The sequence below is a fragment of the Vibrio cholerae ATCC 14035 genome, from assembly GCF_000621645.1.
GTDB lineage: Bacteria > Pseudomonadota > Gammaproteobacteria > Enterobacterales > Vibrionaceae > Vibrio > Vibrio cholerae.
In genome coordinates this window covers 198,475-224,530 of sequence record NZ_KK211322.1, presented here as the reverse complement: position 1 = coordinate 224,530, position 26,056 = coordinate 198,475, and the positions used below count along the sequence as shown (strand labels likewise).

Genomic DNA, 26,056 nt, shown 5'->3' with positions numbered 1-26,056 from the left:
CTGTCAGCGTAGCCAAAATATTGGCTTTTACGCTATTAGGTTATTTGTCGGATCGTGACCAATTTTTGTAACGAATGGGTATCGTATTCACAAATGATCAAACGCTTTCTGTCGCTGATGGTATTGAATACTGTCTGTTATCAAGCCAGCGCTTTGGAACTGAATGTCTACCTTTGGGAAGATACGATTGCACCAAGCGTAGTTGAGGCATGGCATAAAAAAACCGGCGTCTCCGTTAATCTCTACCATTTCGATAATGATGATGAACGCAGTTTATTAATGCTCAAAAGCGTACAACTGCCCTTTGACATCATGGTGTTGGATAACGTCTCCGCGTTCATTTTCTCAAGGCAAAATGTTTTTGAGGATCTGACCGCCCTTCCTAATCGTGCGAATAATGACCCTATGTGGCTACAAGCTTGTGGCACCCATGCGGTACCTTATTTCTGGGGCTCAGTCGGCATTGCCTATCGCAAAAGCTTGTTTGATAAACCTCCAACGCAGTGGAGTGAGGTCGTCGATATCGCTCCGGCGCATCGTGGACGAGTGGGTATGCTTAAAGACAGTGTCGAAACACTACTGCCTGCACTGTACATGCTCAACGCCTCTCCCATTACCGATTCTATCGACACACTAAGGCAAGCGTATCGTCTCTTAGACGCCGCCAATCCCCATATCCTGACCTATGAGTATGTATTGAGCTATGTACGCAGCCACCCACAAACCGACAATCTACATATGGCGGTCTCTTACAGTGGCGATCACTATTCACTGAACCGCTTCTTCAATACTCAAGACTGGGACTTTAGCGTTCCAGAAGGCCGCCCTTATTTGTGGGTTGATTGTATGGCCGTAAATAGCGTTTCTCCCAACACAGTGCAGGCCAAAGCTTTTTTGGATTTCTTGATGAAACCTGACATTGCCGCAATCAATGCCGAATATATTCGAGCTGCAAGCCCAAACTACAAAGCACGCGCTTTGCTCCCTGTAGAGCACCGAGAAGATCTCTCGATTTATCTCCCAGAGCAGCGATTGGCGGAGGGAATAATCTACAGCGAACTCTCGGCGAAAAACCTCAGTCTGCGTGCCAAAATCATCAGCAGTGTGACTTACCAATATGAAGCTAAACCATAGAATTCTGTTACTGATTGCACCGGTGATCCTGCTCAGTGCAGCCGCATCAAGCTACATCATTTACACCAGTCAGAAAAATGCGCTGCTAAAAAGAACCGACAGTTACCTGCAGTTGAATATTGAAAAGTTAGCCAGCCACTATCGACAAGCTCAGTCGCTCGTCAGCAGTTATGCCTTCACGCTGGCCAAAAGTGACATCATCCGCCACTACTTCTCTTTAGAAAAAAATCCTTACCGCGAACTAGAACTGGTGGATAACTTACGTGAAACCCTGCAAATTTTGCAGCCGAATGAAAAACAGCTCGTGTCGTTATCGATCCTCAATGGCCATGAAGAGCTGCTTTATTATGCGGAAAATAGCTCCGATCCATTTGCCGAGCTTGACCCTAAGGTGATGGCGTACATCAAACAGCGTTTTGCATCCACACAAAAAAACTCTGATATCAGCTACACCGTCAACTCAGCGGGTGAAGATATTTTGGTTCGCTACGATATGTTGGATACTCAGACACTCTCAACGCCGCTCAGTTATAACCGCCAAGACGTGTTTTTTGTGGTGGTGTATGTGGTGCTTGAGCAGTTCAGCCAACTGCGTAAAAAAATTGAATTTGATAACCAGAGCCCGATATTTTTTACGCATTCACCTCCGAGCTACCGCACGGGCTTATTGCAATCGGTTGAATTACAACCGGGCTTTTACGCCATACTCGACCCTGCACCGAAACTGATTAACGCCCAGCTTCACTCCATTCAGCGCGAACTTTTACTCTCTTTTGGCGTTTCGGCACTGGTGACGGTACTCATGCTACTGCTCCTTCTCTATCGCCATGTGATCAATCCGATCCTGCATTTGGATAAACAGCTTGAAGAGGTGGAAAACAACCAACGTAAGAACATTGAAAAACTCAATACTGACGATGAAATTGGGCGGCTTTCCTCGCGTTTTTACGCTATGTACAGCGAACTTCATTCAACCTATCAACGCACGAAAGCACTTGCGGAAAACGATCACCTCACCAAGCTGGCTAACCGCTATCAATTTCAAGTTCAAGCCGATCTGCTGCTATCACGTTGTTACGATACTCAGCATATCTGGGTCATGTATATCGACTTAGATAACTTCAAGTACGTTAATGATAAGTATGGTCACCAAATCGGTGATTCCTTACTGGTCAGCTTCGCGACCCACGTTCGCCAGTTATGTAAAAATTTTGAGGCCAGCCATAACACCTACAGTATTGCGGCCCGTTTATCTGGTGATGAGTTTGCTATTTTGCTCGTCTCCCCCAAACGGTTTAATGATTGTGCGAAGATCTTTGCTCAACGCTTGTTGGCACCGATCCAAAATAAAGACAACTCACCACTTAGCCATTTTCCCATTACTGCCAGTATTGGTATTGCGACTTTCCCTAAAGATGGCGAACACATTGAGAAATTGCTGCTCAATGCCGATACCGCCATGTATCAAGCGAAAAATGCGGGCAAAAACCAAGTCGCTTACTATTCGCAGGCGCTAGATCAAATAGTACAGCGGCGCAATAATATTGAACGAGCACTGCGCTTAGGGTTATTTGATCAAGAGTTCAATTTGGCTTATCAACCTTACTTTACTTGCTCAGGGAAACGCTTAGTGGGCTTCGAAGTATTGCTGCGCTGGCAATCTGAATTGCTCGGTGAAGTGTCGCCAGAAGAGTTCATTCCAATTGCAGAGCAAACTGGATTGTTTGGCACGATCGACCGCTGGGTCATTTCAAAAGCTTTTCAAGAGATATCAACTCTACAAGCCATAGTGAAAGAGCCGATCCAGGTGTCGATCAACCTCTCTTCGGCAGAACTCAATTCGCTGAAATTGGCTCAATTTATCCATCGACAGGCTGAGCAGTTTGGCGTTTCTCCCGCATGGATCGATTTTGAAATCACAGAAACGTTTGCCGCAGATTCGCAAAGCTTCCCATTGCTGCACGAACTCTCGCGTCTTGGCTATGGGTTAACGATTGATGATTTTGGCTCAGGCTATACCTCTATTACTCAGTTGGTGCAGTATCCAGTACAAAAGATTAAGTTTGATCGCCATTTTTTGGATACACTCATCGCCACCAACAAACAAAATGTTATTCGTCCACTGATTGATCTCTGCCACTCTCAATCCATGAAAGTGACCGCTGAAGGCATTGAGAGTGAAACTATGCATCAATGGTTGGCCGATTATGAGTGCGATTACATGCAAGGCTTCTACTTTGGTTATCCAATGAGCCTAAGCGAGATCTCCCCATGGCTTCATGCCTCCAATCATAAAAAGAAGAGTTATGCGCAAGATCATTATTGCTTCACAGAACCCAGCCAAAGTGAATGCCGTTAGAAGTGCCTTTAGCACCGTATTTCCAGATCAAGAATGGGAATTTATTGGCGTATCAGTACCGAGCGAAGTCGCCGATCAGCCCATGAGTGACGAGGAAACCAAGCAAGGAGCCCTCAACCGAGTCCGAAATGCCAAACAGCGCCACCCTGGTGCAGAGTATTATGTCGGATTGGAAGCGGGCATCGAAGAGAACAAAACCTTTGCGTGGATGATTGTGGAATCAGACCAGCAACGCGGAGAATCACGCAGTGCCTGTTTGATGTTGCCACCACTGGTATTAGAGCGTCTACGCCAAGCTAAAGAGCTCGGCGATGTGATGGATGAAGTATTTGGAACTGAGAATATTAAACAAAAAGGCGGAGCCATTGGCCTTTTAACCCGCCACCATCTCACCCGCAGCACGGTTTATCATCAGGCCTTAATTCTCGCTCTGATCCCCTTTATTAATCCAGAACATTATCCGTCAGCTTAGTGAGTATGAGTTGAAGCTCTCATTCACTTCAACTGATCGAGTTCCTCAAAAAACACTCGGCTTAGCCAGTGATGTCATTAGGCTTCTGAGGATGGAGGCGGCATAAGCAGTTGAGCTAATGCCGCTTTCTCATCTTCACTCCGTGACTTGAGCTCATTCGAACCACGCGTGATGGTTGCAATCCCAACCCCAAGCATTTGGCTTATTTGGCGCTGAGAGAGCTCGCCTTGCAGCAGCTCATGCACAATATTCACTCGAGCTACTAATGCTTCACGCTCATCCGGCGTCATCAACATGGTCAGTAGCATTTCGTGCTGATCTTGCTGCACGGCTTGCTTAACCAGATCCAACACTTGCTGCCACTCACTAAAAGAAGGTTGCTGTACCATAGTTGTACTCGTTAAGTGATACACCGGCTTATTGTAGTGCAGCAAGTTGAGGAATCAATACTTTGTATTTAACTCATGCTCATTCAAGAAGCGACCTTGTACGCCCATCAAATCCCGATAGTAGGTTTCAAACATCAAAATGTTCTGCACATAACCGCGGGTTTCAGCAAAGGGGATTGCTTCAATAAAGCCATACGCATCCAGCTTACCTTGGCTACGTTTCAACCAACTATCGACCCGACTTGGTCCTGCATTGTAGGCAGCAAAAGCCAAGATTCGGTTCTGGTCATAACGCTCAAGCAAACTGCTGAGATAACGGCTACCGATCTCAATATTCTTACCCACTTGATAGAGTTCGTCAGGATTGGAGTAGCTCAATTGGTATTTCCTTGCCGTGTAGCGCGCAGTATCCGGCATAATCTGCATTAAGCCCCGTGCGCCAACAGGTGATTGCGCATCTGGGTTAAGCGCACTTTCTTGTCTGGCTAAAGACATTAATGTGATCGGATCTACACCATTTTTTCGACCATGCAAGGTAAACAAGTTCTGATGTACGACAGGAAAACGCAGTTGATTGTTATCCCAGAGGCTGGCGGAAATGGTCGCCGCAATGGTCATCTGATACCAACCTGAATCTGCGGCATACGCTGCCAACATCTCTTTTTCTTTCTGAGAAACTCGATCAAGCAACCAACGCCATTCACTTTTTGCCGCCGGCACTTTATCCAAGGCAATCAGTTCATCAATTCTGGCCAGCGCTTTTTTATGAGCTTTAATCTGCTTCATATCCAGCGTTACTGTACTGGTCGGATAATTGACCGACTGCTGCAAAATTTTGGCTGCCGCTACGCTGTAAAAACTGCGTTGTCCAAGCAAAGCTTTTAAGCGCTCGGTACCTTCTTTTTTCTTACCCAGCGCGATTTCACTGCGACCTTGCCAATATTGCCAACGCAGAGTTTTACGCTCTTGCTCTGGTAACACCGCAATCCATTGACTCAAACCACGCCAATCATTCTCACGCAGTGCTAGTCGAATACGCGCTTCAATCAAACGCACATCTTGGCTAGTGCGAGTCACCTCATCACGCCATTTAGCAATCGCAGCCTCTTCAGTATCCATCAAACGGATTGCAATAAAACGAGCTACTCGCCCTTTCTGCTCTTGATTCCAGCCTTGGGCTTTCGCGACATCATTGAAGACAGCTTGCGCTTCTTGAGGCTCTGATCTTGCCCACTTTTGTAACGCCAACTCTGCTAACTTTTGATTAATCGGATCTTGCGATGCTTTACGGCTGTAAGCTAACACTCGCTCAGGTTTATCAAATAGCTCAAGCATGCCTTGCGCTTTAGCTTGTGATTTTTTGCCATCCAGCTTCTTCTGTAGATAGACGATGAGGTTACGGTTACGGCCTTCAAAAGCGAGTAAAGCCCGTTTTAAAACCCAATCGTCACTCAAGCCCCCAACGCGATCCCACTCGGCAAATAACGGATCACAAGCATCGGCGATACTGGCACCGTTAAGCCACAGCTTTTTCGCACCTTCAAACGCCTCATTACGCTTTCCGGTTTGCAGTTTGGCGTTGTAGTAATGGCATTGGTAAGTTTCGCCATTGGGCAGTTGAGTTTGAAATTGCAGCAATGCCGACCATTTTTTGCTGCGCGCTAAAGCGTCTAAATAGGGCGCAGCGATCCGAGCTGAAAAAGGGTACTCTTTATGACTATCGATAAAATTGCGTACTGCGATCGGCGGCTTACTGCCGAGATCGATAAGAAAAGCGCGATAATCGAGATAAGGGGTTAAGGGATAGCTATCGATCTGCTTACGAATACGTTGGTATTGAGCGACATTCTTTTCGTCCAACCAACGCTGCGCTTTATCATATTGAGCTCTCTGCGCTTCCAAATCCAAAGTACTGGCGCTCGCTGAGCCCACTGCCCATACCGTGGTGAACATCAAGATCGAAACAAGGCTACGCGGCTTAAATACCGTCAGGCGCGTCATGAGATCTCATCCTTAAAATCAGTGTGATAACAAATTATTACGCGTAATCTCGCCATAAATGTAAAGGCAAGTGAAGTAAACTTAACGCAAATAATGCAACATTTTATTGAATTTCCCACTATCGCGAACGATGAAATAAAATCTTTGCATATTAATCGACTTATTCATCATTAACACCTTGGTGAATCAAGGGTAATTGTATTGGCTGAGTGCAAAGAGTTCGCGCTCCACTCTCATTAGATAAGAAAGCGATTAAGAATTTTTTACACAGGCTGAAATGCGGGTGCTCTAGTAACAAAAAGTCTTGCTTTGGTATAGAATGGCGACTTTATTCCGTTTGAAAGATTAGGAACGATCGGCAATGGCTGAATACGTATATACCATGTCTCGGGTGAGCAAGATTGTGCCACCCAAGCGTCAAATTCTGAAAGATATCTCCTTGAGTTTCTTCCCGGGTGCCAAAATTGGTGTTCTGGGCCTTAACGGTGCGGGTAAATCGACCCTGCTGCGTATCATGGCAGGCATTGACAAAGACATCGACGGTGAAGCTCGTCCACAACCCGGTTTGAAAGTGGGTTATCTGCCCCAAGAGCCTAAGTTGGATGAGAGTAAAACCGTACGTGAAGTTGTCGAAGAAGCCGTTGCGGATGTGGCTTACGCGCTTAAGCGTCTTGATGAAGTTTATGCCGCGTACGCTGAGCCTGATGCAGATTTTGATGCTCTGGCTAAAGAACAGGGTGAACTGGAAGCGCTGATCCAAGCGAAAAATGGCCACAACCTAGATAACGCTCTAGAGCGTGCCGCCGATGCACTGCGTCTGCCGGAATGGGATGCGCAAGTGAAATTCCTCTCTGGTGGTGAGCGTCGTCGTGTGGCGATCTGTCGTCTTCTGCTGGAAAATCCAGACATGCTGCTGCTCGACGAACCCACCAACCACTTGGATGCCGAATCAGTGGCTTGGCTGGAGCGTTTCTTAGTCGATTACGCAGGGACTGTGGTCGCGATTACCCACGACCGTTACTTCCTCGATAACGCTGCGGGCTGGATTCTGGAACTTGACCGTGGTGAAGGTATTCCATGGCAAGGTAACTACACTTCATGGCTAGAGCAAAAAGATGCTCGTCTGAAGCAAGAAGCGTCTCAAGAGAAAGCGCGCCAAAAAACCATTGAGAAAGAGCTGGAATGGGTTCGTCAGAATCCAAAAGGTCGTCAGGCTAAATCGAAAGCGCGTATGGCACGTTTTGAAGAGCTGCAAAATACTGAGCACCAAAAACGTAACGAAACCAACGAGCTGTTCATCCCGCCTGGTGAGCGCCTAGGTGACAAAGTGATTGAAGTGAAAAACCTCACCAAATCATTCGATGGTCGTGTTCTGATTGATGATCTTTCTTTCAGCATGCCAAAAGGCGCGATTGTCGGCATCATCGGCCCGAACGGTGCGGGTAAATCAACCCTATTCAAAATGCTGAGCGGTGTAGAAAAGCCGGATTCAGGCACCATCGAGCTGGGTGATACTGTGAAACTAGCCTCAGTGGATCAGTTCCGTGACAGCATGAACGACAAGCACACCGTATTCCAAGAGATTTCTGAAGGTGCGGATATCATTCGCATCAACAACTTCGAAATCCCTGCTCGTGCTTACTGTTCACGCTTTAACTTCAAAGGCGTTGATCAGCAAAAAGTGATTGGCGAGCTGTCTGGTGGTGAGCGTAACCGTGTCCACTTGGCCAAACTGCTTAAAGCGGGCGGCAACGTGCTGTTACTCGACGAACCTACCAACGATCTGGACGTCGAAACGCTGCGTGCTCTGGAAGAAGCGCTACTAGAATTCCCGGGCTGTGCTATGGTGATCTCGCATGACCGTTGGTTCCTAGACCGTATTGCCACCCACATCCTAGATTACCGTGATGAAGGTAAAGTGAACTTCTACGAAGGTAACTACACCGAGTACATGGAGTGGCTGAAGCAGACTCTGGGCGCGCAAGCAGCAGAGCCTCACCGTATTAAGTACAAGCGCATTACCAAGTAAAATACCGTCGGGTATCACTCTCAGAAAAGGTCGCCATGCGGCCTTTTCTTTTGCTCCACAGAAACCGAGTTTGTGATTGAGTAAGCTTATTTCAGCATACATCCGGTGATTTAATGTACCCTTTGCTATGCTTGTCCTATCTATACGTCGTCTTTGTCAGAGAGAACGCCATGATCGAAAAACGTCGCTTTTCACGCATCCTGTATCAAGCGCCAGCCACCCTAAGCCAAGGCGATAAACAACTGTCGACTTGCATTCAGGATCTATCGCTACACGGCTTGCTGCTCTGGTCAGAAGATGAGCCGGATTTAGATACTCACGCTTTAGTGGATGTGGTTTTTAGCCTACCAGAAAGCGATGTAACCATATCCCTCAGCGCAAAAGTCATCAGTATCCAAGAGCGGATCATTCGAATGGCGATCAGCCATATTGATATTGAAAGCATTGCGCACTTACGTCGCTTAGTGGAGTTGAATGTGGGCGATGACAGCTTACTGCACCGAGACTTAGAGCATCTTTCTGATTTAGGACTGCATGAGTAATCCCAAGCCCAAATGGACTTGGGATGTTATTGACAGTGAGAGTGACGGTGAGAGGCGAATGATGCGTTAACCTCTGTGGATCGCATCATTCGCTTGTTTGAGCAAGTTTTGGCTCTCATGCATAAACTGCTGTGAATAATCACCAAACCACTGGCTAACTCGTTCAAATTGAGCCACAAAACTCGCCTTATCGCCCGCGCTCACCAACTCAACCGCCTCGCTTAAGCAGCGATGAAAACGCTGGATCATCTCAATATTTTCTGGTGATGAGAGAATAATATCGCCGTATAGATGGGGATCTTGCCCAAATAGCCGTCCGACCATAGCAAGCTCTAAACGGTAAATCGGTGAACTGAGTTTCAGCAGTTGTGCCAAGTTCGGGTTCTCTTTGGTCAGATGCAAGCCATAAGCAAAGGAAGTGAAGTGGCGCAGAGCTTGAATAAGCGTCATACCACGATCATGTTCAGTCGCATCAATCTGACACAAGCTTGCACCCCAAATAGCAAACTGTTGCAAGAGCCATTGGTAGTGTTCATTGCCTCGACCATCACAGTAAACAATCACCTGCTTCGCCAGGCTTGGAACATCAGGGCCAAACATAGGGTGCAGCCCAACCACTGGACCTTTGTGCACTTGTAGCATAGCGGCAAGCGGCTTGGCTTTGATTGAGGTGAGATCGCACAAAATGCAATCGTCCGGCAACTGGCGCAGCTTTTCGATAACACCGAGCGTCAAATGGATAGGTACCGTGACTATCACTAAGCCAGCATCACTGAGCAGTTCATCCGCTTTGTCCCAATCTTGGCTACCCAGCACTTTGACTTGATAGCCAGAGAGTTTAAACATACGGCCAAATAGTCGCCCAAGCTGACCGTTACCACCGATGATCACCACGGAACGTAACTCAGGATTGAGGCATTTAAAGCCGGAGTCCTTTTCACTGGCGTAGGATTCACGCATGGTTCGGCGCAAAATATCTTCAATCAGTTGTGGCGGAACACCTTTGCTTTCCGCTTCCGCTCGACGTGAAGCGAGCATTGCCGCTTCACGATCGGGAGCATAAATCGGTAACCCATATCGACTTTTCACTTGCCCGACCTGCTCCACCAATGCCAGACGGCGCGCCAGTAGCTCCACCATCTGCTTATCGACTTCATCGATTTGGTCGCGTAACTGATTCAACTCTACGGCCATGTTCTATCCTTGTTATCCTTGCAAACGATTGTGCAAAAAGGGAATAAGTTCCTGATGCGCACGACGTAATAATGCCTCAGTCGTTGACCAATTTATACAGCCGTCAGTGATCGAGACTCCGTATTGCATCTTTTCACGAGGCAGACCCGAAGACTGATTTCCTTCATTGAGATGGCTTTCAATCATCAGGCCAATGATCGAGCGATTGCCTTCACGGATTTGATGAATCACATCTTCTGCCACCAACGGCTGACGGCGGTAATCTTTACGTGAGTTCGCATGGCTGCAATCCACCATCAAAGAGGGTTCCAAACGCGCTTTTTGCATCTCTTCTTCACATTCCGCGACAGAAACCGAATCGTAATTGGTCTGTTTGCCACCACGTAAAATCACATGCCCATTCGGGTTGCCTTGTGTCGTGAGCAGTGCCACTTGTCCTTCGCGGTTAATTCCCATAAAGCGGTGACTGGATGAAGCGGCCTGCATGGCATTAATCGCCGTTGCCAAGTTACCATCCGTGCCATTTTTAAAGCCGATTGGCATGGAAAGGCCACTTGCCATCTCGCGGTGAGTTTGTGATTCCGTGGTGCGCGCACCAATCGCCGCCCAACTAAAAGTATCCGCCAAGTATTGCGGGCTAATCGGGTCCAACGCTTCGGTTGCCAGTGGAATTTCCATTTCGGCCAAATCGACCAAGAGTTGACGCCCAACATGCAGACCGTGTTCGATATCAAAACTGCCATCAAGATGCGGATCGTTAATCAGCCCTTTCCAACCGACCGTAGTACGCGGTTTTTCAAAGTACACGCGCATTACGATGTAGAGCTGGTCGCTCAGCTGCGCCGAGAGTGCTTTGAGTTTTTTGGCGTACTCTTTCGCCGCATCCACATCATGAATTGAGCAAGGACCACAGACGATCAGCAAGCGAGGATCGCGTTTGTGGATAATGTCCGCCACCGTCTGACGTGACTCACGAATAAACTTACGCGCCTTGTCACTGAGTGGAATCTTGGCTTTTAAGGCATCAGGGGTGATCAATATCTGTTCATCACTGATATTCACATCACTCAATTCACTTTTTTTCATCTCATCACCTGTAACTTATTATTTACACACCTAACAAGGTGAGCTGCAAACTTAAACAGAAAACACGTTAACAGGCTTTAAAAACAATGCAAGTGTAAATTTAAACCAACATTTAATGTAAATTAAAAATTACACCACTCATTTAATGACACTTGGCACACAAACTGGGGAATAAAGCGTGTTTTGTTCGCTTTGAGTATCTTAAAATAAGCCGTTTTTCCGCTCAGACGATGGACAGGTTATGGATCTCATCCTCTCATTACTGCAACAGATGTGTGTTTACCTTGTTCTCGCCTATATGTTGAGTAAAACGCCGATCTTCATTCCTTTACTTAACATTTCTGGTCGGTTTGACCACAAAATCAGTGTTTATGTTCTGTTTTCGCTGTTTTGCATTATGGGCACCTACTTTGGCCTGCAGATCAATGATGCGATTGCCAATACGCGTGCCATCGGCGCTGTGATGGGAGGTCTGTTTGGTGGACCTGTGATTGGTTTTGCGGTTGGCCTCACCGGAGGCTTACACCGCTATACCTTGGGGGGATTTACCGATCTCGCCTGCGCGATTTCCACCACCGCTGAAGGTTTAATTGGCGGCTTGCTACACACCTATTTGCTGCGCAAAGGCAAAGGGAAATTACTGTTTAGCCCAAGTATTGTCTTTGCGGTCACCTTATTTGCCGAAATTGTGCAGATGTTGATCATCTTGGTCGTGGCGAAACCGTTCGAACAGTCTTATGCGCTGGTGTCCACCATCGCCGCGCCAATGATCATTGCTAACTCAGTCGGTGCCGCACTGTTTATGAGCATCCTGCTCGATCGCAAAACCATTTTTGAAGAGTATTCCGCGACGTTTTCACGCCGCGCTCTGAATATTGCCGAGCGTTCTGTTGGTATCCTTGCTGCCGGTTTTAACCCAGAAAATGCCAACAAAATTGCCCGAATCGTGTATGAACAGACCAATGTCGGCGCGGTCTCGATCACCGATCGCGAAAAAATCCTCGCCTTTGTCGGGATTGGCGATGATCACCATAAACCGAATACACCGATCAGCTCGCAGAGCACGCTCGATGCGATTAATCGCAACGCCATCATCTATCTCGATGGCAAAGAGCATCCTTATCAATGTTCTTTGTCTCCGACCTGCAAACTGGGGTCTGCGTTAATCATTCCGTTGCGAGCAGGCGATCGGGTGATCGGCACCATCAAGCTCTACGAGCCAAAACGTAAGCTGTTTTCCACCATCAATATGTCGATGGCACAGGGTATCGCCCAACTGCTATCCAGCCAAATTCTGTATGGCGAATATCAGCAAAAACAAATCCTGCTCTCGCGGGCGGAAATCAAACTCCTGCAAGCGCAGGTTAATCCACATTTTCTGTTTAACGCACTCAACACCATCAGTGCGGTGATCCGCCGTGAGCCAGATAAAGCCCGCGAGCTGATTTTGCATCTGTCGCAATTTTTCCGCAGTAACCTCAAACAGAACGTCGAAACCGTCACTTTGCGTGAAGAGCTTGCCCACGTGAACGCTTATCTCACTATTGAAAAAGCGCGTTTTAGTGACAGGCTCGATGTGGAAATTGCGATTGATGATGCCCTGCTAGAACGTAATGTCCCCAGCTTCACTTTGCAGCCTTTGGTGGAAAATGCCATCAAACACGGCACCTCTAACCTACTCGAAGCTGGCAAAGTGCGCATTTACAGTGAAATGGTTGAAGGGGGAATGCGCGTCGTGGTGGAAGACAACGCCGGGCTCTATCAGCCTCCGAGTGAAGATTATGATGGTTTAGGGATGCAAATTGTTGAAAAGCGCCTCACCAACAAATTTGGTACAAAATCAGGGCTACAGATTGAGGTCGCGCCACAAGAGTACACGCGAATGAGCTTTGTCATTCCACAGCAAGGCACTTACTAAGGGATTAACATGTTATCTGCACTACTCATTGACGATGAACGCTTTGCCCGTGAAGAGCTCGCGGAACTCTTAGCGGAAAGTGGCCAGATTGAGGTCATCGGCCAAGCCAGCAATGCAATTGAAGGGTTGAAAAAAATCAATCAGCTCAAGCCGGATGTGGTGTTTTTGGATATTCAGATGCCGCAAATTTCGGGCATTGAGCTGCTAAGTATGCTTGACCCAGAGACCATGCCTGAGGTGGTGTTTGTTACCGCCTACGATCAATATGCGCTGCAAGCGTTTGAAGATAACGCGTTTGACTATCTGCTCAAGCCGGTCGACACCGAACGTTTAGCTAAAACCGTGCAGCGTTTGCTGCGCCAACATAAGAAAAGTGACTACTCACCACTGACGCAACCAAGCTTAGATCAGATCCCTTGCACGGGTTTAAACCGAATTGTGCTACTGCCGATTAATGAAGTGGAATTTGCCTACAGTGACATCAGTGGCGTCAATGTGCAGACTGCGCAGCAAAAAGCGACCAGTCAATTGACCTTGAAGGTGTTGGAAGAGAAAACCGCGTTAGTGCGCTGCCATCGCCAGTACTTGGTGAATTTGAAAGCGATTCGCGAAATAAAACTGTTAGAAAACGGGCTGGCGGAGATGATCACTCATGCAGGACATAAGGTTCCGGTCAGCCGCCGTTATCTTAAAGAACTGAAAGAGATGCTGGGATTTTACTGATCCTAGCTCTACTTCTATGAGGAAAACTATACGGAGAACTGCTCGATTAAGCGCTGCATATTGGCTGACGCTTGCTGCCAACGATCTAAACGCTTCAGCTCACTGTAGCTGAATTGCTGTTTTTTCAGCAGTGCTGTGGCTTGAGGCACTACCATGATCGGAAGGTTATCCAGCACTTCGACTGCCGCTTCACGCTTGTTACACATCAAAATCATGTCACAACCGGCGACCAAAGCTTGATGGGAGCGCTCAACTGGCCCCCCCATTACGGCTGCGCCTTCCATGCTCAAATCATCCGAAAATACGATGCCTTTAAAGCCGAGTTCTTCACGTAACACTTGTTTTAGCCAGTAGCTCGAACCGCTCGCGGGTTGAGCATCGTAATGCGGATACACCACATGCGCTGGCATCATAGCATCCAACACTCCAGCTTCAATTTGCGCACGGAAAATCGCCATATCTTGCGCAATCGTCTCCCGCTCATCGTAAGGGGTCTCTAAATGCGAATCGGCAATCACCGCGCCATGACCGGGAAAATGTTTGCCTGTGGTCGCCATACCGACGGCTTTCATGCCGCGCAGAAAAGCACTGCTGTGCTTAAGTACAGTTTGAACATCTTCACCAAAAGCACGGTTGCCAATCGCTTTGCACGCAAAGCCCATATCAAGCACAGGCGCAAAACTTAAATCGACATCGTGTGCAATCAGCTCTGCCGCCATCAACCAACCGCCCTGCTCAGCAAGCTCAACGCCATTCTCAGCACGCGCGTAATACTGCGCAGGGGGAATGCGAGAAAAGCCTTCACGGAAACGCTGCACGCGGCCACCTTCTTGATCGACACCAATCAAAATCGGTCTTTTCGCCGCTTGGCGGATCGCTTTATTAAGCGCCAGCAACTGCTGGTTATCGTGATAGTTGCGACCAAACAGAATCACACCACCCACTGTAGGGTGCTGCAGAATTTCGCGATCTTCGGCACTCAGTTCGTAACCGGCCACATCCAACCAAAGCGGTCCCATGCTTGCTCCTTGAAAAAATTGGCAAAATTGTCACAAGCCACGAGGTTATTCAGTTTATTTTTCAATTACAATGCCTTTGTTTGAATATGACAGAGGGATAACCAAATGGCAGAACGCGAACTCTATATCGGTGTGATGTCGGGAACCAGTTTGGATGGTGTGGATACCGCTTTAGTGGCACTGCAAGACGATAACATCGAACTGCTGGCTCACCACGACTACCCTATGCCTGCCGACCTCAAGCAGCGGCTACTCAATGTCTGCATCGGCCAACCAACCACCTTGATTGCGATGGGTGAATTAGAGCACGATCTGGGTCATTTGTTCAGTGATGCGGTGCTGGCGCTTTTGCAGCACAGCGGTTATCGCGCCGAGCACATTCGTGCGATCGGCTGTCATGGACAAACCGTGTTCCATCAGCCTACCGGCACCAAACCTTTTACCATGCAAATTGGCGATGCCAACATTATCGCGGCGCGCACAGGCATTACGACTGTCGCCGATTTTCGGCGCAAAGATGTTGCGCTCGGTGGGCAAGGCGCACCGTTAGTTCCCGCGTTTCATCGCACGATTTTTCATGCTGAGCAATCGACCGTGGTCGTGCTCAATATCGGGGGGATTGCTAATATTTCGGTGCTCAAGCCCAATGGTGAAGTGGTGGGCTATGACACCGGCCCCGGCAATATGCTGATGGATAGCTGGTGCCAAAAAGAACGTAACCAGCCTTACGATAAAGATGCCCTGTGGGCCAAACAAGGCAGCGTGAATGCCGCATTACTTAGCCATTTAAAACAAGACCATTACTTTGCTCTGCCAGCACCCAAAAGCACAGGCCGCGAGCTGTTTAATCTGCCTTGGTTAGAAACGCAGCTCGCCACGTTTTCGGTTGATGCCACTGATGTGCAACGCACCTTGTGTGAATTCACCGCGCAAACCATTGTTGAGCAAGTCGCACCATTCGCCGAAGGGCCACAACCACAGCTTTTAGTGTGTGGCGGCGGTGCGCAAAATCCTTTACTCATGGAACGCTTACAAGCCTTGCTGCCAAGCTGGCAAGTTGCCCCGACCACCCAAATGGGCGTGGATGGCGATAATATGGAAGCCATGGCTTTCGCTTGGCTGGCACAAAGGCGCATGCACGGTTTACCCAGTAATTTGCCCGCCGTAACGGGCGCATCACGTCTTGCGAGTCTTGGCGTGATTTACTACCCCGATTAATCGCTACAGGAATTTTTATGACCAACGATGCACTTATCGCCGCGCTTTCTCATCTGGTTTCCGAAGGTCGTAACCCCGATACGATGGATATTGATTTGCTCTCATCGCAAGAAATTGTCGAGCGGCTTAATCAACAAGACAAACAAGTGCCACTGGCGGTGGAAGCGGTATTGCCGCAGATTGCCCAAGCGGTTGATAAAATCACTGCCGCCTTCAAACAAGGTGGCCGCTTGATCTACTTAGGGGCAGGTACCAGCGGTCGTCTGGGTGTGCTGGATGCCTCAGAATGCCCACCCACTTTCGGAGTGAGCGATCAAATGGTGATTGGCCTGATTGCCGGCGGCAAAGAGGCGATGTTTACCGCACAAGAAGGGGCGGAAGATAACGCCACGCTGGGCGCACATGATTTACAGCAAATCGACTTTAGCAGCAAAGATGTGCTCGTCGGGATTGCGGCGAGTGGCCGCACACCTTATGTGATTGGCGCGTTAGAGTACGCCAATGATTTAGGCGCGACCACCATCGCACTCTCGTGCAACCCTGATTCTCCGATTGCCGAAATCGCCCAGATTGCCATTTCTCCCGTCGTTGGGCCGGAAGCGTTAACGGGTTCAACCCGACTTAAATCCGGTACAGCGCAGAAGTTGGTGCTCAATATGCTCACGACTGCCAGCATGATCCGTCTTGGTAAAAGCTATCAAAATCTGATGGTCGATGTCCGAGCCACCAACCGCAAGCTGATTGCCCGAGCGGTGCGAATTGTCATGCAAGCGACCGATTGCCAACGCGAAGAAGCCGAAGCACTACTCAAAGAGAGCCACAACAACGCGAAACTGGCGATTTTGATGCATCTGACCGGCATGAACTACGAGCAAGCGACCGCGAAACTCTCGCAGTCGGACGGCTTCTTACGCCGCGCCATGGAAGAGCACGAAGAGTAATTAGCCAGAGCAAAACGAGAGCCCTATGGGCTCTCGTGACTTTTGATCAGAGACACGACAATTTCGCCCTCTTTCGGCGCAAAACTCGCCACATCCTGACACATCTGCACCCGCCCACGACTGTCGACTAAAAACAGCGGCAAAACAAAACTCTCTTTGTGGGTTTGCTGATAATCCTGATAAGTGAAGTTTTCGCTCAATTTGGTGTGCTTCACTTCCGCACCTTGGCCGACCAAACTCGCCAGTTTTTTGTAACTCACTTCACCACCTAGAAACGGCAAGCCATGATATTCCTGAGCGACGAGATGCTTTTCACTGACGTTATTGGTTGGATTATCGTTGAGGCAAAACACACGCTTATCGCCAAAATCCGATAAAAACTGCATACAGGCCATGATGTTGAAGTGTTTATCAGGGCTCAGTGCCAACACATGCCCAATCCCAATCAAATTCAGGTAATCCTCAGCATGGCTGGAAATCGGGTTGCCGTAATAATGCTCAAGCCCGGCCATTCTTGCTTGGCGAATGTAGTCCCAGTTGGAATCCGTCACCACCACTCGACAATCGTACTTAGCGATCGCTAAACCGACCTGACGCGCCACATCATTGGCACCGATGATCAAGAAGCCTTTCGGCGCAGGTTCTGACACTTTCAATGCCAACGCCATTGGTCGAGCAGTCGCACTTTGCAGCACGACAGTGCCAATGATCACCATAAAGGTCAGCGGCACTAATAGCTTGGCATCAGCGATGCCAAACTCCATCAATTTGATGGCAAACAGAGAAGAGATCGAAGCGGCCACAATCCCGCGCGGAGCCACCCAAGCTAAAAAGGCTTTTTCACGAACGTTGAGCGTGCTACGCAACGTTGAAATGAAGATAGACGCAGGGCGAGCCAGCAGTTGCATCACCACAAACAGCCCCAAGGCGCTCCAGCCCAACGCTTGGAAATCCGCCACTTCAATCCGAGCCGCGAGCAGAATAAACAGCCCTGTGATCAGCAAAATCGTTAAGTGCTCTTTAAAGTGCAAGATGTGCTGAATATTGACCCCTTTGGCATTCGCCAGCCACATCCCCATGACTGTCACTGTCAGTAGGCCAGATTCGGACTCCAAGGCATTAGACGCAGCAAACACACCGAGCACGACACTCAGCACCGCAAACGGCTGCAAGTACTCCGGCAACAAGCCTCTGCGCAGTACCGCCGCCACCGCTACTCCAGAAGCGATACCAATCGAAAAACCGACCAATAAAATCAGGCTAAACACTTCTAGGCTATGAGCATGGCTGCTGGATACAATGAATTCATACACCATCACCACAAACAGTGCACCAAGTGGGTCGATTAAAATCCCCTCCCAACGCAGAATATTCGCTAAACGTGCGGTTGGGCGTACTGTGCGCAGCAAAGGCACAATCACGGTTGGACCCGTGACCACAGTCAAACTGCCAAACATCAGTGCTAACGGCCATTCAAAGCCAAGCAACCAATGCGCAGCCGTGCTGGTGATCCCCCATGAGACGAGTGCGCCAACCGTGACAATGCTCCACACTGTATTACTGACGCCGCGGATCTCTTTGAAATTTAGAGTGAGGCTGCCTTCAAACAAAATCACCGCCACGGCAAGTGAAACAAGCGGAAAGAGCAAATCCCCCATCAAGGCTTCCGGGTTTAACACCCCAAACACTGGGCCAGCTAAAATCCCCGCCAACAGCAAAAATAAGATGGCTGGCAGACGTAACCGCCAGGCTAACCACTGACATCCTAAACCGACTACGCCAACCGCAGCGATAGTCAGAGCAATAGACTCTTCGTGCATGATTGCACCTCTTATCGGTTATTGATTGTACTCATTCCAACCGCGTTGCCACTCCATACGAAAACGCTGCGCCTGCTCTGTACCTTCACAAATTCCTTCATAGTATTGGCCGCTCAAGCCAATTTGGTAAGCCACATCAGGGTTACAATATTGCTCTAATCCCTTTTGGTAGCCTTGTTCATAATCACCCAATTTGGCTGAGCCGAGCGCCATTAAGCTTTTATAGCTGCGCTGGGTATGACCAGTCACGGCATCCTGATAACCGATTTGATACCAGTTGCCCTCTTGTACTAACTGTGACTCACTCGCTGCACAAGCGGCAAGCAGCACAATACAGCCCATTACTATCCATTTTTTCATGTTTTACCTTGAGTTAGACGAACGCATTTTGTTGATGAAATGAGCATGCCATTGAATAGCATAGCCTGCTACTCAATTTTCATGCTCGCGTCGCGGCTTTAAGTCAGAAGTGGGTATATTCAAAACCACTTATTTAGCTAAAACACCGCTTAATTCACCACACGACCACTGACTCGGAAAGCCAGTGAAGCTCGCTTATTGATAAATTACTATCCACAGTGAGCTTAATTCATTAACAAAAGGACAAACGCTATGTTGTGGTTTCTAACCTGTGTCGCAGCCCTCGTTGGCGGTTACTTTATTTACGGAGCTTTCGTAGAGAAAGTATTTGGCATCAACGAAAAGCGTCAAACCCCTGCCCATACAAAAACGGACGGCGTCGACTATGTACCGATGTCCACCCCAAAAGTGTATCTCGTACAACTGCTGAACATCGCCGGTGTTGGTCCTATTTTTGGTCCAATCATGGGTGCGCTGTACGGTCCAGCCGCCATGCTGTGGATCGTAGTTGGCTGCATCTTCGCGGGTGCAGTACACGACTACTTCTCAGGTATGCTTTCTATCCGTAACGGTGGTGCTTCGGTTCCATCCATCACGGGTCGTTACTTAGGCAATGGCGCAAAACACTTTATGAACATTTTTGCCATTGTGTTGCTGCTTCTGGTTGGTGTGGTGTTCGTTTCAGCCCCTGCTGGCATGATCACTAACCTGATTAACCAACAAACTGACTTCACCGTCAGCATGACCACCATGGTCGTGATCATCTTCGCTTACTATATTCTGGCGACTATCGTTCCTGTTGATAAAATCATCGGCCGTTTCTACCCACTGTTTGGTGCGCTACTGATTTTCATGTCGGTTGGTTTGATGACGGCGATTGCGTTCTCTTCTGAGCACCAAGTGCTGGGCGGATTTGAAATCAGCGATATGGTGAAAAACCTCAACCCGAATGACATGCCTCTGTGGCCAGCTCTGTTCATCACCATCGCTTGTGGTGCTATCTCTGGCTTCCACGCGACTCAGTCTCCGCTGATGGCACGCTGTATGGAAAATGAGAAGAACGGTCGCTTCGTGTTTTACGGCGCGATGATTGGCGAAGGCATCATTGCTCTTATCTGGTGTACTGTTGCTCTCTCTTTCTTCGGCTCACTGGAAGCGCTGTCTGAAGCGGTGAAAAACGGTGGCCCAGGTAACGTGGTTTACGGTTCTTCTTTCGGCCTGCTGGGTGTATTTGGTGGTGTGATTGCTTTCCTTGGCGTGGTGATCCTGCCTATCACTTCGGGTGATACCGCGTTCCGTTCAAGCCGTCTGATCTTGGCTGAATACTTCAACATGGAGCAAAAAACACTGCGTAACCGCCTACTGATGGCTGTACCTCTGTTCGTTATCGGTGCAGTGTTGACCCAAGTCGATTTCGGTATCATCTGGCGCTACTTCGGTTTTGCGAACCAAGCGACCGCAGTCATGATGCTGTGGACAGCCACCGCTTACCTGATGCGCCACAACAAACTGCACTGGATCTGTACGGTACCTGCGCTGTTTATGACTACCGTGTGTATCAGCTTCATCCTTAACAGCAGCACGTTAGGTTTTGGCTTACCAATGCAGATTTCAACCATTGCAGGTGTACTGGCTTCTCTGGGGGCTCTGGCTTACGTAGCGAAAGTATCCAAAGGCAAAGGGGAAACCGATCTTGCCGATGAAGAGAAACCACAAGGCGTGACGAAAACCGCTTAATCTCAACGCTTCAATCACCTGATTGAAAACGAAAATGGCTCCCAATCTGGGAGCCATTTTTTTGTGCGATATCCCTTTGCAAAGAAATTGCAAAGAAACCATCCATTTTGGATTCACAAGATGGATGGCGAAATGACTAGTCGACTTGCTTAATTTGCAGCTCTTTAGGCACTTCAAAGAACATGTTCTCTTCGCGGCCAAGCACCTCTTCTACTGACGTTGCGCCGAGCTCTTTGATGCGTTCCAAGATTTGGTTTACCAACTCTTCTGGTGCCGAAGCGCCCGCAGTCACCCCAATTAACTGCGCATCAACGAACCCCCCAGGGTCGATATCCTGTGGGCAATCAATCAAGTAACCGGGAGTGCCCAACTTCTCAGCCAACTCCTTTAATCGAGTCGAGTTCGATGAGTTTTTCGAGCCCACCACCACCATCACATCGACTTGCTCAGCCAAGATACGCACCGCATCTTGACGGTTTTGGGTGGCATAACAGATGTCATCTTTACGCGGGCCTTGGATCTTCGGAAATACACGGCGCAGCTCATCAATCACATCCGCAGTTTCATCGACTGACAACGTTGTTTGGCTCACATAGTGCAGGTTACTTGGATCTTTCACCTTAGCTTGCAGTGATACGACATCTTCTGGCTTTTCGACCAGATACATGCCGCCTGTATCACTGGCATACTGCCCCATCGTGCCTTCCACTTCAGGATGGCCAGCATGACCAATCAACACTACTTCCATATGTTTGCGACTGGCACGCGCCACTTCCATATGCACTTTAGTCACCAGTGGACAAGTCGCATCAAATACCGTCAGTGAACGCTCTTTCGCTTCTTGGCGAACTGCTTGCGACACGCCATGAGCCGAAAAAATCACAATGTTATCGTCGGGAACTTCATTTAATTCCTCAACAAAGCGGGCTCCACGCTGCTTTAAACCCTCGACCACAAAGCGGTTGTGCACCACTTCATGACGCACATAAATCGGCGGCTGATAAAGCTCCAGCGCACGCTCAACAATGCTGATCGCGCGATCCACACCCGCGCAGAAACCGCGAGGGTTGGCTAACAGTATTTTCATTGGTTTGCTCATTGCTAGTCGTTATGGTTGGCTATTGTAAGGAAACTCACTCAACAGACAAGATCTCAACATCAAAGGTGATGTCTTGCCCTGCCAATGGGTGATTGAAATCGACAGTAACTGAGTCACCGGCAATCTCCGTGATGATTCCGGGAATTTCCATTCCGTCAGGGCCACTGAAAGCCATAATGGTTCCGACCTCTAACTGCAGATCACCACCAAGAAACTTACTGCGATCCATGTAATGGACATGATCTGGATTGGGCGCCCCAAACGCATCTTGCGCCGCTAAAGCGACCGATTTTTTCTCGCCCGGCAACATTCCGAGTAAACACTGCTCGAAATTGGGGCTCAGGCTACCATCGCCCATCACTAGCTTGGCCGGTTTTCCTTGATTATGGGTACTGTCGGCAACAGAGCCGTCCTTAAGCTTGATCGTAAAATGCAGGGTAACTGCAGAGTTAGAGGCAATAGAGTTCACGTTATCACTACCTTGTTATTGTTTAACGAACGCCGCTTCACTTTAGCGGAGACGGGCGGGCGCTGATGCCAGCCTTTATAGTAAAAAGCGCCCTCCGAATCAACGGACGGCGCTTGTGGTTATTTGCCGCAGTGTCTTTGCTTTACGGCGCAATGCAGAGCACTAAGACTGACTTGGCGCACTTTTCTTAGCGCGAAAACCATCGAGAATAATCATCGCTGCACCGATACAGATCGTACTGTCGGCCAGATTGAATGCTGGCCAGTGGTAGGTTCCCCAGTAAAAATCGAGATAATCGACCACAAAACCATGCACGATGCGATCGAACACATTGCCCACGGCACCACCGATGATCAGTGCGTAGGCAATATTGTTCCACTTATCACTCGCCGGAAGACGACGCATCCAGTAAGCGAGCATGCCGGTGACCACAAAGGCAATACCCGTAAATAGCCAGCGCTGCCACCCTTCCTGATCGCTCAGAAAGCTAAAAGCCGCGCCATAGTTATGCACATACAGCAGGTTAAAGAAAGGCAGCACCTCAATACGGTTTGCCCAACCATAGCCCATGTTATCCATCACAATTAACTTGATCGTGATGTCAGCAATGAAAACCAGAAGCGCCAGCCACAGCCAGCGCAATCCAGATTGTTTAAGAGTCAGAGACGAATTCGACATGATGGTTAGCCTGAATTACGCAAATTTGCGTACTTCGCCTTCACCCTCAACGTTAGACACGCAACGACCACAAATGGTGGTGTGACCTGCAATCGTGCCTACATCAGGGGTGTGGTGCCAACAGCGATCGCACTTCTCAGCTTCAGTTTTGTTCACTTGAACAAACAAGCCATCAATATCGGTCGCCTGTGCAGCCTCGCTCTTCTCAGCCAGTGGTTTCACCACGGCTTTTGAAGTCAGCAGCACGAAACGCAGCTCATCGCCCAGTTTCGCTAGCTTACTCGCCAATGCATCATCAGCAAACAGCACTAATTCTGCTTGCAGTGAACCACCGATCAGTTTTTCGTTACGAGCGTTTTCCAGCAGTTTGTTGACTGAGCCACGCACTTTCTGAATATCATTCCAGAATGCGTTATTTAGCTCTTCGCCTTCTGCCAAACCAAACAGGCCATCAAACCATTCCGTGGTAAACACGAACTTGTCACGTGCGCTGCCGTCAGCTTGCTGTGCTGGCATTGCGTTCCAAATTTCATCAGCGGTGAATGACATGATAGGCGCCATCCAACGAACCAGAGCTTCCACAATGAAGAACAGAGCGGTTTGACAGCTACGCTGTGCATGACCACCACGTTTGGCTGTGTATTGACGGTCTTTGATCACATCTAGATAGAAAGATCCCATCTCGATTGAGCAGAAGTTCATCAAACGCTGTACCACTGCGTGCAGGTTGTAATCCTGATACGCTTGAATGATCTCTTGTTGCGCGGCCAGTGCACGACCGACAGCCCAACGATCCAACGCCACCATGTCTTCAACAGGAATGATGTCTGTGGTTGGGTTGAAGCCGTTCAGGTTCGCCAAGAAGAAACGTGCGGTGTTACGAATACGACGGTACGCATCCGCAGAACGCTTAAGGATCTCATCTGAAACCGCCACTTCGCCAGTGTAATCGGTTGACGCCACCCATAGACGCAGAATATCCGCACCCAGCTTGTTGGTCACATCTTGTGGAGCAACCACGTTACCGATCGATTTCGACATCTTGCGGCCTTGGCCATCAACCACGAAACCGTGCGTCAATACTTCTTTGTAAGGCGCTTTGCTTTTCATCGCCACCGAAGAGATGAGGGATGATTGGAACCAGCCGCGGTGTTGGTCAGAACCTTCTAGGTACATATCCGCTTCTGCGCCGTTGAATTCTTGACGTGCATCCACAACCGCAGAGTGAGTCACCCCTGAGTCAAACCATACATCTAGCGTATCCAGCACTTTTTCATAGTTGGCCGCATCTTCAGCGCCAAGCAGTTCCGCAGTATCGAGATCCCACCATGCTTGAATACCTTTTTGCTCAACCAGTTGCGCCACTTTCTCAATCAGATCAGCGCTGTTTGGATGCAGTTCGGCGGTTTCTTTGTGCACGAACAGTGCAATCGGCACGCCCCAAGTACGTTGACGAGAGATACACCACTCAGGGCGACCTGCCACCATACCTTCGATACGGCTTTGACCCCAATCCGGCATCCAATGTACGCCTTTAATTGCCGTCAGAGCTTGTTCACGTAGACCCGCTTGTTCCATAGAGACAAACCATTGTGGTGTCGCACGGAAGATGATCGGCGTTTTATGACGCCAGCAGTGTGGGTAGCTGTGCTCATACGCGTGATGATGCAACAACGCGCCTTTTTCTTTCAGCACTTCCAACACAGAATCGTTGGCTTTAAATACATGTTGACCCGCAAACAGCTCAGTGTCTGGCAGATATACGCCGTTTGAACCTACAGGGTTTGCCACTTCCAAACCGTACTGTTGACCAACGGCAAAGTCTTCTTGACCATGACCCGGCGCAGTATGTACCACACCCGTACCAGAATCGGTCGTCACGTGATCGCCTAAAATGGCAGGCACAGTGAAGGAGTAGAATGGATGTTGGAACTGTACCAATTCAAGATCGGCACCAGTTGCGAAACCAAGGTTATGGAAGTGTTCAATGCCCGCGCGATCCATCACCGATTTTGCCAGCTCAGAAGCCACGATAATGCGCTCTGGTTGCTCACCTTCAACTTGGATCAGTACGTATTCTAAATCTGCACGCAGACATACCGCGCGGTTAGCTGGCAGTGTCCAAGGTGTGGTTGTCCAGATCACAATCGACACATCGCCTTTGCCTTCATGGCCAGCAGCCAGACCAAACTTAGCCAGCACAGCGGCTTCATCAGCGGCTTTAAAACGAACGTCAATCGAAGGAGAAACTTTGTTTTTGTACTCGACTTCCGCTTCAGCCAGTGCTGAACCACAGTCGGTACACCAGTGAACCGGTTTAAAACCTTTCAGCAAGTGGCCGTTATCAGCAATTTTGCCTAGTGCACGGATGATGTTGGCTTCGGTTACGAAGTCCATCGTGCGATAAGGCTTATCCCACTCGCCCAGAATACCAAGACGCTTAAAGCTCTCTTTTTGGCCTTCCACTTGGCCTGCCGCGTATTCGCGACACTTTTCACGAAATTCGGCCGCGGTGACTTTTTGCCCCGGCTTGCCCACTTTCTTCTCTACCATCAATTCGATCGGTAGACCGTGGCAATCCCAACCCGGAATATAAGGCGCATCAAAACCTGACAGGGTTTTCGATTTAATAATGACGTCTTTAAGAATCTTGTTCAGAGCGTGGCCAATATGAATATCACCGTTGGCGTAAGGAGGGCCATCGTGTAATACGAAAGATTTTTTGCCTTTTTTAGCCTGACGGATCGCACCGTACAGGTCTTCTTGATACCAACGTTGCAGCATTTCTGGCTCGCGTTTGGCCAGATCGCCGCGCATTGGAAACCCTGTTTCAGGAAGGTTCAGGGTATCTTTATACTCACTCATCGA

Annotated in this window: 21 protein-coding genes; 10 read left to right on the top strand and 11 right to left on the bottom strand. The window is 48.8% G+C overall.

The features are described 5' to 3' along the window. The first annotated feature begins 93 nt into the window (after nt 1–93). The 3 genes from T411_RS0116680 to yjjX are packed head-to-tail and all read left to right on the top strand — an operon-like array spanning nt 94 to nt 3,965. A complete protein-coding gene (locus tag T411_RS0116680; protein WP_000595745.1) occupies nt 94–1,134 on the top strand; it encodes a polyamine ABC transporter substrate-binding protein in 1,041 nt (346 codons plus the stop codon). Next, entirely contained in the window at nt 1,118–3,493 is a 2,376-nt protein-coding gene (gene mbaA / locus T411_RS0116675) for a biofilm architecture maintenance protein MbaA (protein WP_000773112.1), read from the top strand. Before T411_RS0116680 ends, mbaA begins: the two co-directional genes overlap by 17 nt. Continuing rightward, nucleotides 3,480–3,965 carry an inosine/xanthosine triphosphatase gene (gene yjjX / locus T411_RS0116670; protein WP_001911251.1) on the top strand — a complete coding sequence of 162 codons (486 nt, stop codon included), beginning with the start codon at nt 3,480–3,482 and terminating at the stop codon, nt 3,963–3,965. The genes mbaA and yjjX overlap by 14 nt, the downstream gene beginning before the upstream one ends. 77 nt (nt 3,966–4,042) lie before the next feature. On the opposite strand, the gene trpR is transcribed toward yjjX, so the two are convergent. Further along, complete coding sequence (gene trpR, locus T411_RS0116665; protein WP_000250614.1) at nt 4,043–4,354, bottom strand: trp operon repressor; 312 nt, start codon at nt 4,352–4,354, stop codon at nt 4,043–4,045. Nucleotides 4,355–4,408: 54 nt separating this feature from the next. Continuing rightward, nucleotides 4,409–6,355: a murein transglycosylase gene (gene sltY, locus T411_RS0116660; protein WP_000197615.1), complete on the bottom strand. Its 1,947-nt coding sequence runs from the start codon at nt 6,353–6,355 to the stop codon at nt 4,409–4,411. A 361-nt stretch (nt 6,356–6,716) separates the two neighbouring features. On the opposite strand from sltY, the gene ettA reads away from it, so the two are divergent. Then, nucleotides 6,717–8,384 carry an energy-dependent translational throttle protein EttA gene (gene ettA, locus T411_RS0116655; RefSeq protein ID WP_000852863.1) on the top strand — a complete coding sequence of 556 codons (1,668 nt, stop codon included), beginning with the start codon at nt 6,717–6,719 and terminating at the stop codon, nt 8,382–8,384. Nucleotides 8,385–8,554: 170 nt separating this feature from the next. Continuing rightward, nucleotides 8,555–8,926, top strand: a complete 372-nt coding sequence (locus T411_RS0116650) for a PilZ domain-containing protein (protein ID WP_000570784.1) — start codon at nt 8,555–8,557, stop codon at nt 8,924–8,926. Nucleotides 8,927–8,992: 66 nt separating this feature from the next. Here T411_RS0116650 and tyrA read toward each other — a convergent pair whose 3' ends face one another. Further along, on the bottom strand, nt 8,993–10,120 hold the full coding sequence (gene tyrA, locus T411_RS0116645; RefSeq protein WP_000257617.1) for a bifunctional chorismate mutase/prephenate dehydrogenase: 1,128 nt from the start codon (nt 10,118–10,120) through the stop codon (nt 8,993–8,995). Nucleotides 10,121–10,132: 12 nt separating this feature from the next. Further along, nucleotides 10,133–11,206 (bottom strand): 3-deoxy-7-phosphoheptulonate synthase, encoded by a 1,074-nt coding sequence (locus tag T411_RS0116640; protein WP_000747933.1) that lies wholly within the window; start codon nt 11,204–11,206, stop codon nt 10,133–10,135. A 241-nt stretch (nt 11,207–11,447) separates the two neighbouring features. On the opposite strand from T411_RS0116640, the gene T411_RS0116635 reads away from it, so the two are divergent. Both T411_RS0116635 and btsR read left to right on the top strand, forming a co-directional pair. Beyond that, nucleotides 11,448–13,124, top strand: a complete 1,677-nt coding sequence (locus T411_RS0116635; protein WP_000364254.1) for a sensor histidine kinase — start codon at nt 11,448–11,450, stop codon at nt 13,122–13,124. A gap of 9 nt (nt 13,125–13,133) precedes the next feature. Next, a complete protein-coding gene (btsR, locus tag T411_RS0116630; protein ID WP_000947378.1) occupies nt 13,134–13,847 on the top strand; it encodes a two-component system response regulator BtsR in 714 nt (237 codons plus the stop codon). A 26-nt stretch (nt 13,848–13,873) separates the two neighbouring features. On the opposite strand, the gene nagZ is transcribed toward btsR, so the two are convergent. Then, nucleotides 13,874–14,866, bottom strand: a complete 993-nt coding sequence (nagZ, locus tag T411_RS0116625) for a beta-N-acetylhexosaminidase (protein WP_000529116.1) — start codon at nt 14,864–14,866, stop codon at nt 13,874–13,876. 105 nt (nt 14,867–14,971) lie between these two features. Here nagZ and T411_RS0116620 point away from each other — a divergent pair, with 105 nt between their 5' ends. Then, entirely contained in the window at nt 14,972–16,084 is a 1,113-nt protein-coding gene (locus T411_RS0116620; protein WP_000840721.1) for an anhydro-N-acetylmuramic acid kinase, read from the top strand. 17 nt (nt 16,085–16,101) lie between these two features. Continuing rightward, complete coding sequence (gene murQ, locus T411_RS0116615; RefSeq protein ID WP_000180252.1) at nt 16,102–17,025, top strand: N-acetylmuramic acid 6-phosphate etherase; 924 nt, start codon at nt 16,102–16,104, stop codon at nt 17,023–17,025. Nucleotides 17,026–17,048: 23 nt separating this feature from the next. Here murQ and T411_RS0116610 read toward each other — a convergent pair whose 3' ends face one another. Both T411_RS0116610 and T411_RS0116605 read right to left on the bottom strand, forming a co-directional pair. Beyond that, complete coding sequence (locus tag T411_RS0116610; protein WP_000544192.1) at nt 17,049–18,845, bottom strand: cation:proton antiporter; 1,797 nt, start codon at nt 18,843–18,845, stop codon at nt 17,049–17,051. A gap of 18 nt (nt 18,846–18,863) precedes the next feature. Next, on the bottom strand, nt 18,864–19,205 hold the full coding sequence (locus T411_RS0116605) for a DUF2799 domain-containing protein (RefSeq protein WP_001890175.1): 342 nt from the start codon (nt 19,203–19,205) through the stop codon (nt 18,864–18,866). Nucleotides 19,206–19,457: 252 nt separating this feature from the next. On the opposite strand from T411_RS0116605, the gene T411_RS0116600 reads away from it, so the two are divergent. Further along, complete coding sequence (locus T411_RS0116600) at nt 19,458–20,942, top strand: carbon starvation CstA family protein (RefSeq protein ID WP_000964320.1); 1,485 nt, start codon at nt 19,458–19,460, stop codon at nt 20,940–20,942. 136 nt (nt 20,943–21,078) lie between these two features. Here T411_RS0116600 and ispH read toward each other — a convergent pair whose 3' ends face one another. The 4 genes from ispH to ileS form a co-directional block, all read right to left on the bottom strand. Next, entirely contained in the window at nt 21,079–22,041 is a 963-nt protein-coding gene (gene ispH / locus T411_RS0116595) for a 4-hydroxy-3-methylbut-2-enyl diphosphate reductase (protein WP_011929361.1), read from the bottom strand. A gap of 34 nt (nt 22,042–22,075) precedes the next feature. Then, nucleotides 22,076–22,510, bottom strand: coding sequence for an FKBP-type peptidyl-prolyl cis-trans isomerase (gene fkpB / locus T411_RS0116590; RefSeq protein ID WP_001084301.1), 435 nt, complete (start codon nt 22,508–22,510; stop codon nt 22,076–22,078). A gap of 162 nt (nt 22,511–22,672) precedes the next feature. Further along, nucleotides 22,673–23,188 carry a signal peptidase II gene (lspA, locus tag T411_RS0116585; protein WP_000071973.1) on the bottom strand — a complete coding sequence of 172 codons (516 nt, stop codon included), beginning with the start codon at nt 23,186–23,188 and terminating at the stop codon, nt 22,673–22,675. 15 nt (nt 23,189–23,203) lie between these two features. Continuing rightward, nucleotides 23,204–26,053 (bottom strand): isoleucine--tRNA ligase, encoded by a 2,850-nt coding sequence (gene ileS / locus T411_RS0116580; RefSeq protein ID WP_000006091.1) that lies wholly within the window; start codon nt 26,051–26,053, stop codon nt 23,204–23,206. Nucleotides 26,054–26,056 lie beyond the last annotated feature (3 nt).